Raw genomic sequence first — 10,962 nt, forward strand, 5'->3', positions numbered from 1 at the left:
GCAGCCTGGAGTGAAATCCAGTTGGACCTTTCCGACCCATATGACGAGCGAGAGCGAACGCGCCTCGCTTACATCGTCGCCAGCCTGGTGGCCATTGCGGAGGATGAAGACGATCTGGCCCGGCGCGCCATCGAGCGGTTCCGACGAGCACAAGCGTCTTGAGGAACGGCCCCGTCGGATCTCCGGCGAGGCCTCTGATTATCGTGATGCCAGCAGGGATCAAACGGGTGAGCACTGCGTTCTTGACGCGGGGCTCTGGATCCTTGCGCCACGCCTCTCGCCGAACCAGTCGCCCCCCAGCACGCCTCGGCGAGAGGCGGTCTTTTGGCCCGATCTCGCCGGCGCGGGGCCGGCTTTTCCGTCACAGCTTGGCAACGGAACCTGACGCGGGCGCATCTCGTTTCTCGAACATCAGGAACGAGGAGGAGATCATGGACCACTCCAAGCATGCCCGCCTTTCCAGCGCCGAGCTGACCGCCGATGTTCTCGACGGTGCGACCATTTATGGTCCGGGCGATGACAAGATCGGCTCCGTCTCGCACCTCCATGGTGCCGGCTCAAATGCTCAGGCCGTGATCGACGTCGGCGGCTTCCTTGGTATCGGCGCCAAGCCCGTTGCGGTACCTCTTAGCGAACTCGAGTTCATGCGCGACGAGGATGGCGACGTCCATGCGCTCACAAGCTGGACGAAAGATCAGCTGAAGGCGATGCCTGAGCACGTCGATCCCTGAGGCCTCGGCCGATGCTGCTGGTCGCATGGACCTCGATCGGCGTTGGAACATTTTGCAAGGATTCTAAGTTGAGGCCTCCGTCTGGGGGATAACCAGGAGATCTGACTGATGAGGAAGATCCTTCTCGCTGCTGCTGTCGCGATGGCGCCGATGGCAGCGCTGGCTCAGAATCCATCAGGTGCCCAGGGCGGTGCTGCAGCTGGTGCGGCCACCGGCGCGGTCGGCGGTGCCGTTGTCGGTGGTCCGGCAGGAGCCGTCGTCGGCGGCGTCGGCGGCGCTGTGGTCGGCGGCATCATCGGGGATAACACGCCGCGGTTCAAAACCTATGTGACCGAGCAACGGGTTCCTTCCTACACCTATAAGGAAGAGGTCCACGTGGGTGCGGTTCTGCCCGAGCGCGGTGTGACCTATCGCGAGGTGCCGGCCGAGTACGGCGCCAAGGGATATCGCTACACGGTGGTCAATAACCGCACTGTGCTGGTCGAGCCGCGGACTCGGAAAATCGTGCAGGTGATCGAGTAAGCCGAGCGCGCACTACTCTTTGTATCGGCCCCGTCGGCGCGAGCCGGCGGGGCTGTTTGCGCTACTGCGCGGGAAGCGCTTTTGCGTGCACCTTATCCATGCTCGCCAAAGCGGATTGCAATTTGACGAGGGCCAGCGGATCAAACAGCAGCTCGACGTCGGTTGAGCCGTCAATTGCGAGCTTGATGATCGCCCCCTCGGCCGGATCCTCGCTGATGATGATGTTGATCACATCGAGCACCGTTGCCGGTGTGCTGGGCTTTCCGCGCATGTCCGGCTCTCGCCTACTGGAACGGCGCCGGTCGCCGCTCGGAGATTTTGAACCGAGATTATGCGGGCTTCAAGTCGGCTTGCGGCGATGCTGGAACCGATCGACCAGTATGCCGTTTCTTGGGCGGGCGTCCTGGGGTGCGGCCTTTTTGCTAGCTGCCCCTTCACTGTGGCAAGAGGCCGGCCTTAGGGCGCCGAAACTGTTTCCGCGCACAGGGGGCTCCGTCGTCGGGCGGGCTCGATCGCAAGGCCCGATACGCTGGAGGCCCTCCAAGCGCTCATCCCATGCGAGCCATCAGCAGATGCTCCGTCTCATTGAAAAGGACGTCGGCGTAACGCTGAAACCCCAGTCGTTCCCCTAGACGCAGTGACGGCAGGTTTGCACGCGAAATCAGTGCCACGATTCTCGGATGTTCATTTGTTCGGTCGCAGTGTGCGAGGAGACTCTCCATTGCCTCCGCCGCTAGCCCTTCACCCCGATGAGGGGCGGCAATTGCCCAAGCGGCCTCGGGAAAGTTCTCAAAGTCTGGTCCGAAGCCGCGGCGGCGAAATTGAAAGCCGACCTCGCCGCGCATTTCCCCGCTGGCTGGATCGAGCAAAAAGTAGAAGCCGCACTTGTAGGCGTCCCATATCCCCTGGCGTGCGCAAAGGCGCAGCCAAGCCTCATCCTCGGTAAGGTCGCGATGGCCCGGTTCGTCACGCTGCCGCTCCATCTCGAACCACTGATCAAAGCGTGCGAGTGACTGCGGTTCCAATATCAAGCGGTCTGTCTTCAGTACTCGACGCACGCTCACGCTCCGGAGTTTGCAACACAGAAGCATTGCAGCCGCCGCTCGCGGCCGGCGAGGCGGGAGTAAGTCATGGGCGGGTCATCTGGCGGGTGGTTCACGGTGCATCTCCTTTGCCGGAACGACTAAGGGCAATTGGCGTTGAGTCGCCAGATCACAGCGGAGGGGCGTGTCATGGGACGTCACTGGTTCAACCCCGCCGTCTATGTCGAGAGCAGTGGCGCCGGCCGCTTCCATGCGGTCACGTCATCGGAGAGGGCTGCCGAACTGCTCATGGCATGGCCAGAGCGTAGCAACGAATGGGAAGAGGCATTTCGAGCATGTGCGGCCGCTGTACACGGCAAGAGGTCGGCTGATGAGGCTCGGATCGCGTTCGAGAGGGCTGCGGCGGCGGCCAATCGCCTGATTCTGGCATCCGTCGATTAGAGGTGAGTTCGCCCATCGTGAGCGCCAAGCCCCTCGCCGATCACAGCCCCCGCTAGACGCGACGGACAGTCCTTCAGAGTGCGGTCCTGCGAGCGAGGCCGGACCCTTTTTGGTTACAGTTGTCGCCGTCTAGCTGAGGCTCCGCTCTCTGCGGAAGAGGCGCGCGAAGGCCGGTCGCCGACCCACAATCCCGATATTCTTGCAACCAAAACCCCAAGCACGGTCAGGACTGTCAGTTGCGACAGAAGGGTGACCGCAATCAACCCTTCGACGCCGAATATCAAAGCCGCCGGATAGACCGCCACAAGGCTAAAACAAGCCCCGGCCAGCACTGCGAGAAAAATCGACCGCGTCTGCTCCAAAGCTCGAAACGCGCAAGCCAGAACAACGGTCACCAGTGCCGTTGGAAAGCCGAGCGAACTCCAGATAATTACCCAGCCGAATTCCAGAATCTCATCGCCATACAGCCAGTGCAGCAGCCATGGCCCGAACAATCCAAGGCCAGACACCGCCGCAATGCTGATCAAAGCCACGACGGACAGCGCCCAGCCGAGCACACGCCGAAGGGCAGGTGGACCGTTCTGGGCCAGGGCCTTCGCCGCAAGCGGCGGCAGGATGTTCTCAAGCGCCTCGCGCGCAACGTTCATCACCGAAATCAGGCTCTGGGCTACTCGCAAGGCTCCAAGAATTCGGGGGCCAAACAGCCCGGCCGTTACGATGAGGCCGCTATAGGCCAACACCCACTGTACCGCCTCGGTGAGGACGAGCCAACGGGCGGATTGCCATTGCCGGCGCGTAACGGCCGAAAATATATCCAGCTTCCAGCGATATGGTCCCACCATGCCGAGGCCGCAAAGGGCGGAGGCCGCAGCCGCGGCCGCAAGTACCCACAGCGCATTCCCGATGCCAATGAGACCCTCGTGCCAGAGCGCCGTGAGGGTGCCCAGTCTGAGGCCGAAGTTGACGATGTCGAATAGCAAGATGCAGACCGGGCGCCGGCGGGCGAAGAGGCAGCGCCGTAAGAAATCCTGGGTCAGATAGCACCCCCCGGCGACCGCGGCCGGCAAGGCGATGTCGTGCAGCGGCCCCGACGAGCCTGTGGCAAAGATCAGAGTGCTGAAGATTGCTGCTGCGGCGACGGCTCCGTAAATGAGCTGGTGGATCCCAACCACGGTGTAATAGGCATCGGCCTCCGCTCCATCTTTCGACTCCGCAATGCTCATCATCGGGCTAACAATCAGGCCGAGCTGTAGGCTCATCGCAAAGTGCAGCGGCAGCCAAGCCATCGTGTAGAGACCGAAAGCCTCAAGACCGAGTGCGCGGGTTAGCAGGATGGTCGTCAGAAAATTGCAGGTGCTCGACAGAGCTTGATTGCCGAAGGCGAGCGTGGGACCGATCGCAGCCCGGTAATGCGCCGTGAAGTCGCGTGCTTTTCGCGCCGCGCTAATGCTTCTCCAGCCCTTAACGCGGCAGTGCTTGCATGCCCCGTCTAATGCGCCCATACGCATCGGCTCGTCTATTCTGCTGAGACACAAGCAGGCGGCCGGTTGATTGATCCCCATCTGGGGATATTACCGTTGTTATCCCGACATTCGTGCTTGCGCATCGGGGTTGCTTAGGGGGAGCTGCACCCGGACCAGCCCAACTACCTCTAAAGTCCCGATTTTTCCTTCCCCGATCCCCGCCGGCACCGCTGCGGCAAGAACACCTATTTCACGATCAGAAGCACGGCATTGGCGCTTGGTGACCGCGTTTGCCGCCGTATCGGGCTAAGCCCGGCCCGAGCCGGGCCGGGCAAGTGGCTCATGCGCGGCCTTGAGGACCTTCCCGGTATGCGGCGGTGAACGCCGCTACATCTGGGGCGAGAATGCCATATCGCTCGGCAAGCGAGGCGAAAATGCCCCGCACGGTTTCCGCCTCGACTTCGCCCCGCAGGGCGGCAAGGCAGGACTTGATCGCAAAGCCGTGCGCCGGGTCGCGCTTGCTCGGCGGCCAGTCGACGAGGAACATATAGGCTTCCATGACGGTCGAGATAGCCGCCGGGTGCCCGAGGCCGACCAAAATGACCACCGGCCGTTCGAACTGATCTGAATTCATCGGTCGAGGCCCTCCGCTGCTCGGGCGACGATCGGTGCTGTTGCCATAGCCATATCCTCCGAAAAGCAACATGGATCAGGGGTTTCGCCCTCTTTTATCTGAGGGCGGCCATAGATTTTGGTGTGCCGGCGCCCGATCGCAAGACCCTTCGTGGACTGCCTCGCGGGCTTCACCAGGTCGAGAGGTCACGCCCGGCGAGATGGGAAAAGACGAGCGGCCTGTGGCGCCATAGGACATTGCAATCATCCGTCGTCGTCGGTTCGCGTCACTCGGTACACCACGACGAAGTAGGCCGATAGCAATGCGATGACCGCGCCGATGGTTAGAAGCGTCCACATGGTTCTTTTTCACGGCTGCGCAAAGAGTCCTATCGAAACGAAGCGACGCCTATGGAGCCGAGAATCGTTCCGATAAGGAGAGCCAAAATCACAAGCGGCCCCATCAGAGGCACGGGGTCAGTGTTCGGCCGGTCGATTCGATCTCGAACACACAATCGTCGATGAAGCGAACCGGCGTCCCGTCCTCTAGCTCATAGTCGGTTATGCTCAGATTTGGGAACGGCCGATAGACGATGACCGTGTACTTGGTACCGCCTTCGTCCTGGCAGTAGTCACGATAAAGCTCGCGGCAGGCGGAGCTCGCGCCGCTTGGGATCTTGGGGTTCACCAACGGCCTCTTCCTTGCACATGCATCGCCATCTCCAACGCAAACGTCCCCAGCTTGCCATCTGCGACCGCTCAGTCCTTTTTGGTGGGCCGCCCAGGGTCGAGGGCGCTGGAAGATTCTGAAGGCTTCCGCTCGCCTTTGGAGCTGCGCGGCTTCGGTCCATCCTTGCTAGCCGGCTGGATAGCTGTCGGCGTACCGGATTCCGGGCGCGGCCGACTATCAGAGGCTCTACGCGGCTGACCGACCGTATTGTCGTGCTCTGGCTTGCGACCGCTCATGGCATCCTCCCTAGGTGCTCCTGTCTCGCTGAGCTCGCGGGTTTAATGCCGGCCGCATGCGAAGGTTCCTAACCCTGTTGGGTATGTCGCATTCCGGGCGGAACACAGCGACGTGCGAAAGGTTGCGCTCAGACAGTCAACTAGTGAGAACCATCATGCCCAGCACCCCAGAGGTCGGCTTCGGCGGACGAGCTATTCTGAATTCCGGCGATTGCCTCGCCGCAGAGGCTCGGATCGCCCAGCTGGCTGTCGCGCCCGAAGGCTCGGACGAGGAGGCCGAGAGAGTCGGCCTGATCGATGCTGTCAATGCGTATCGGTTGAAGCAGGATTCTCCCGCGACTGCAGCCATGACCAATCCAATCAGCTCGCAGGAGCAGTATGAGGAGGCGACACAAAGAGTGGAGGAGCTCGCCAATTATGCCGAGGGTACGCCGCAGGCTGACGAACTCGGCAAACTGGTTACCGATATCCGAGCCTGGGAGGAAGCGAAGCAGGACAACGCCCCGCAGCGGCAATAGCGGGTTGAGGAACCCCACCGCGCGTCGGAGGCTGACGACAAGCTCGCAATATCGAGCATTTCGACCCAACAAGGAGGTGGTCGATCTGTTCCGTTGGTCCGAGCAGATAACCAGAAGGGCGGTGCATCCTTCGAAGGTGAAGGTGTATCGGCTAGCCAAGCTTCCGCGGCCTGTCATTAGACATGGACAGCGAGCGGGGAGAGGCGCTGTATGGGGGCGCCGTTGTCTCCATACTGCTTCTGGAAATGACCGCGTGCAGCGCGCCTGACGCTGCCAAGCGGAGACACGCTATGCTCACCGGACAAGGTCGGTTGAACCTGCGCGATGGGCGCAGTATCGATGTTCTGTATCAATTCTCAAGCGATTACGACGACCGCCGGGTCGGTTACCTGGTCTTCGACACGACAGAGTGCGACGATGGCCAGCTTTGCCACAGGCTGGTGCTCGACTGCGATAATGAAACATCTGTCGTGCTCGTAGTCATGAACCGCAGCGACAAGCACCTGGCGGTCCACGGCCGTGTGCTGATGACAGCGGAGGCCGCCTAGATCATCAGCACAATGACGGAGTCCGAGCGCGTTACGGCGACGCTGGCATGGTATGAAGAGGCGGATTTTGCCGAGCTTATGGCTATCGCGGGCCAGGATGGCGAGCCGCATGTGACTTACGAGCTCTGGTACCGCCGGGCCATGCAAACGGTCGACGAATTTCTTCGCGCCGGGCAGTCGGTTGCCTTCATCACCATCCGCCCTGCAGCATACATCACATGGCTCGACGGTAGGTCGAACACGTTGGCGATGCGATGCCGCTACGCTGAATATCTCGCGACGGTGCCGGACGCGCCTGCAGGATAATGGCGCCTGTCCCTCATGACGCCTCGTCAGATCTTCGGACGCCCGGGCTGCGACGCATGCGACGCTCGGCAAGGGCACGAATTTCTGCCCGGGTCCTGTCTGCTCGGCTTGTTGCCTACTTGTTGAACTGGCCCAGTCGCGCTTTCGCTGTCGGGGTCCTTTGTTTGCATGCCGGGTTGATGCCTGGGCCAGGGACACGTGTGTTGCTGTAAATCCGCCACTCCTCATCGATTTGGCTGGATGTGAACGGCTGTTCATTGCCTTGCCGCTGCCCTGGCGTAAGCCTTCCGCAGCGGCCGGGGACAAGACGTGGCTCTACCGATTTTGGACGGACTATGGGGTAGCTTGGCCCTGCGGCTAGCGCTGCTCGCCGGCACGGCGCTCGTTGCGCCTGCCCACGCTCAGAATGCGACCTGGCACACGGCGCCGGTCTCGACCAATTTCAGTACCGGCCTGAACTGGGACACCGGCATACGGCCGACCGGCACGGCCTTCTTCGGCACGTCGACGATTACGAACCTGTCGTTCGCGAACGATGTGACCATCGGCGGGTGGACGTTCAACGCCAATGCCGCGAACTACAGCTTCAGCAACAACCGGACGCTGGAATTCACCGGAGCGGGTATCGTCGTCAACGGCGGCAGCGCGACCATCAGCAACAGCGGCGACCTCTATTTCCGGAACGCCAGCTCTGCGGGCAGCGCCTCGATCACGAACAGCTTCTTCACGGAGTTCCACGACACCAGCTCGGCAGGCAACGGCACCATCACCAACACGGCTTACCTGCTATTCTACGACAACAGCACGGCCGGCAGCGCGACCATCGTCAACAATGGTGCCGGCCTGATCAACTTCCACACGTCGAGCACGGCAGGAAACGCGTCCATCACCAATAATGCCAGCCTGAGCTTCTACGACACGAGCAAGGCCGGCAGCGCCACCATCACCAACAAGAACAGCCTGATCTTCTATGACAGCAGCTCGGCCGATAGCGCGACCATCGTCAATGAGAGCAGCCTGATCTTTCGCGGCTTCAGCACGGCCGGCACGGCGACGATCACGACGGCGGCCGGGGCGACGACCCAGTTCATCGCCGCCGGCAACAGCGCCGGGGCGCGCTTCATCACCCAGGCCGGCGGCACGGTGGATATCTCGGATCCCGCCGGATTGGCCGCGATGACGGCCGGCTCGATCGAGGGGGCCGGGAACTACATCATCGGCGCCAAGCAGTTCACGGTCGGCTCGAACAATCTCTCGACCGAAGTGAGCGGCGTCATCTCCGGCAGCGGCTCGCTGGTCAAGACGGACACGGGCACGCTGACCTTATCGGGGACCAATACCTATAGCGGCGGCACGACGATCTCCGGCGGCACATTGCAGCTCGGCACTGCCGGTGCGGTCGGCTCCATTCTGGGGACAGTCACCGTCGGCAACGGGGCGACATTCAATATCGTCAACGCCGACACGAGCGGCATCACGACGATCTCGAATGATGGGCGCGCATATTTCCGCGGCACCAGCAGCGCCGGCACGAGCAGCTTCACCAACACCGGCTACGGCCTGACGCAGTTCTACGGCACCAGCACGGCGGGCAGCGCCACCATCATCAACGACGGCTCCTGGGGGTTCAACGACACCAGCAGCGCCGGCAGCGCCAGCATCACGAACACCTACAGCATGGTTTTCGCCGGCAGCAGCACCGCGGGCAGCGCCACAATCGTCAACAATTATGGATTGTCCTTCAACGGCAACAGCACGGCCGGCAGCGCGACCATCACAAATAATTCCAGTGGAACTCTCTATTTCTCCGGCGACGGTACGGCGGGCAGTGCTGTCATCACCAACAACGGGAATATGTCGTTCAACGGGAGCAGCACAGCCGGCAGCGCCACCATTACCAACAACAGCGGCAGAGATCTGAATTTCAACGACGCCAGCACGGCAGGCAGCGCTACCATCACCAACAACGGCACGCTGCGATTCGACGGCACCAGCACGGCGGGCAGCGCCACCATCACCAACTACCACCATTTGTACTTCTACGGCACCAGCGCGGCGGGCAATGCCGCCATCACCAACAGCAACTACCTGAGCTTTAACAACGCCAGCACGGCTGGCAGCGCCACCATCATCAACGACGGCACGCTGCGATTCCTGAACACCAGCACGGCGGGCAACGCCGCCATCACCAACAGCAACTACCTGAGCTTTAACAACTCCAGCACGGCGGGCAGTGCCACCCTCGTCAACAACAGCGGCCGCCTGGCATTCTCCGAGGCCAGCACGGCCGGCAACGCCACCATCTTCAGCACCGGCCAGGTCGAATTCAACGCGGCCAGCACGGCTGGCAGCGCCAGCATCACTAACGATAACAATCTGTATTTCTACGATACCAGCACGGCGGGCAGTGCCACCCTCGTCAACAATGCCGGAGGCACGGTTGACTTCTCGGGCAGCACCGGCCCAAACGGCGACCACAAGCTGAGCGCCGGATCGATCGCCGGGGCCGGCAATTACGTCCTCGGTGCCAATGAGCTGACGGTCGGCTCGAACAACCTCTCGACCGAGGTGAGCGGCGACATCTCCGGCGCTGGCGGCTCGCTGGTCAAGACCGGCACGGGCACGCTGACCCTGACCGGCGCCAAAACCTATACCGGCAGTACGACGATCTCGGCCGGCACGCTCCAGTTTGGCAACGGCACGTCAAGCGGCAGCATCAACCTGGCCGGCAGCATCAACGTCACCGGTGGCACGCTGGCGATCCAGGCGCCAACGACGCTGACGGTCGCCCAGGCCGTCACCTTCGGCAACAGCACCACGCTTTCGATCGCTGCCGGCGCGACTAGCCCCGCGCTCTCCGCCAGCAGCGTCACGATCGGCAACGGCGTCACCTTCAACCTCAGCGGCATCGCCGATGCGAGCCAGCTCGACATGGTGCTGATCGATACCGCATCCGGCATCAGCGGCGACTTCGCCAGCATCAGCGTCGGCGGCTTCGCCGGCACCGTGGACTACCTCACCCTCTCCACCCGCAAATCGGCTGACGGCCGGCAATATCTTGCCAGCTATGGCCTGACCTGGAGCGCCGGCAACAATCTCGCCAATGGCACCTTCACCCTGACCAATCCCACCGACAGCTTCACCGTCGCGGCGGTGTTGGCCGATCAGGCAGCGAACCCTGCAACCGGCTGGAACGGCACCTCGCTCACCAAAGCCGGTGCGGGCACGCTGATCCTGACCGGAACCAACACCTATACCGGCGGAACGACGATCTCGGGCGGAACGCTCCGGATCGGTGACGGCGGCACTTCGGGCTCGATCATCGGCAACGTCGCCAATAACGGGCTGCTCGTTTTCAATCGCAGCAATTCGCTCAGCTTCAATGGCGCCATCACCGGCACGGGCGGCCTGACCAAACAGGGCGCCGGCGCGCTGATCCTGTCCGGCACCAACACCTATTCCGGCGCGACCACGATCGAAGCCGGAGCGATTTTCATTAACGCCGCGCCGGCGCTGTCGGCAGCATCCGACTACAGTATCGCCGCCGGCGCGGGGCTGGAGATCAGCGACGGGCTGGGCACCGTGACCGCCGGCTCGATCGCCGGCGCGGGGACGATCCAGATCGGCACCGGGTCGACGCTGAAGGCGGGCGGCAGCAATGCCTCGACCAGCTTCTCGGGCAAGATGGAGGGCAGTGGCAGCCTGACCAAGACCGGTACGGGCACGCTGACACTGACGGGTACCAGCACCTATACCGGCGGCACGACGGTCTCGTCCGGCAAGCTGGTGGTGAACGGCTCGATCACCAGCAC

General features: G+C 62.3%; 12 protein-coding genes. 7 read left to right on the plus strand and 5 right to left on the minus strand.

The genetic code is table 11. From position 1 onward, the window contains the following. Positions 1–431: 431 nt before the first annotated feature. Both AC1DS0_RS30625 and AC1DS0_RS30630 read left to right on the plus strand, forming a co-directional pair. Positions 432–731, plus strand: a complete 300-nt coding sequence (locus AC1DS0_RS30625; protein ID WP_476817967.1) for a PRC-barrel domain containing protein — start codon at positions 432–434, stop codon at positions 729–731. A gap of 105 nt (positions 732–836) precedes the next feature. Then, positions 837–1,253 (plus strand): DUF1236 domain-containing protein, encoded by a 417-nt coding sequence (locus AC1DS0_RS30630; protein ID WP_476817978.1) that lies wholly within the window; start codon positions 837–839, stop codon positions 1,251–1,253. A 61-nt stretch (positions 1,254–1,314) separates the two neighbouring features. Here AC1DS0_RS30630 and AC1DS0_RS30635 read toward each other — a convergent pair whose 3' ends face one another. Both AC1DS0_RS30635 and AC1DS0_RS30640 read right to left on the minus strand, forming a co-directional pair. Beyond that, positions 1,315–1,524, minus strand: coding sequence for a hypothetical protein (locus tag AC1DS0_RS30635; RefSeq protein WP_476817968.1), 210 nt, complete (start codon positions 1,522–1,524; stop codon positions 1,315–1,317). A 277-nt stretch (positions 1,525–1,801) separates the two neighbouring features. After that, positions 1,802–2,311 carry a GNAT family N-acetyltransferase gene (locus AC1DS0_RS30640; RefSeq protein WP_476817969.1) on the minus strand — a complete coding sequence of 170 codons (510 nt, stop codon included), beginning with the start codon at positions 2,309–2,311 and terminating at the stop codon, positions 1,802–1,804. Between the two features lie 174 nt (positions 2,312–2,485). Between AC1DS0_RS30640 and AC1DS0_RS30645 the strand changes: the two genes are divergently transcribed. Beyond that, positions 2,486–2,737, plus strand: a complete 252-nt coding sequence (locus tag AC1DS0_RS30645; RefSeq protein ID WP_476817970.1) for a DUF982 domain-containing protein — start codon at positions 2,486–2,488, stop codon at positions 2,735–2,737. A 113-nt stretch (positions 2,738–2,850) separates the two neighbouring features. On the opposite strand, the gene AC1DS0_RS30650 is transcribed toward AC1DS0_RS30645, so the two are convergent. The 3 genes from AC1DS0_RS30650 to AC1DS0_RS30660 form a co-directional block, all read right to left on the minus strand. Further along, complete coding sequence (locus tag AC1DS0_RS30650) at positions 2,851–4,239, minus strand: lipopolysaccharide biosynthesis protein (protein ID WP_476817971.1); 1,389 nt, start codon at positions 4,237–4,239, stop codon at positions 2,851–2,853. 301 nt (positions 4,240–4,540) lie between these two features. Then, positions 4,541–4,834: a DUF982 domain-containing protein gene (locus AC1DS0_RS30655; protein ID WP_476817972.1), complete on the minus strand. Its 294-nt coding sequence runs from the start codon at positions 4,832–4,834 to the stop codon at positions 4,541–4,543. Positions 4,835–5,275: 441 nt separating this feature from the next. After that, positions 5,276–5,500: a hypothetical protein gene (locus AC1DS0_RS30660; RefSeq protein WP_476817973.1), complete on the minus strand. Its 225-nt coding sequence runs from the start codon at positions 5,498–5,500 to the stop codon at positions 5,276–5,278. Positions 5,501–5,933: 433 nt separating this feature from the next. Between AC1DS0_RS30660 and AC1DS0_RS30665 the strand changes: the two genes are divergently transcribed. From AC1DS0_RS30665 to AC1DS0_RS30680, 4 genes are all read left to right on the plus strand, one after another. After that, positions 5,934–6,296 carry a hypothetical protein gene (locus AC1DS0_RS30665; protein WP_476817974.1) on the plus strand — a complete coding sequence of 121 codons (363 nt, stop codon included), beginning with the start codon at positions 5,934–5,936 and terminating at the stop codon, positions 6,294–6,296. Positions 6,297–6,586: 290 nt separating this feature from the next. Then, a complete protein-coding gene (locus tag AC1DS0_RS30670) occupies positions 6,587–6,844 on the plus strand; it encodes a hypothetical protein (RefSeq protein ID WP_476817975.1) in 258 nt (85 codons plus the stop codon). Between the two features lie 12 nt (positions 6,845–6,856). After that, the gene (locus tag AC1DS0_RS30675) at positions 6,857–7,150 is read left to right on the plus strand and encodes a hypothetical protein (RefSeq protein WP_476817976.1); all 294 of its coding nucleotides are present in this window, start codon (positions 6,857–6,859) and stop codon (positions 7,148–7,150) included. A 345-nt stretch (positions 7,151–7,495) separates the two neighbouring features. Continuing rightward, positions 7,496–10,962 (plus strand): beta strand repeat-containing protein (locus AC1DS0_RS30680; RefSeq protein WP_476817977.1); only part of this gene is annotated, 3,467 nt, incomplete at its 3' end.

Source organism: Allobosea sp. P4_H5, from assembly GCF_056400825.1.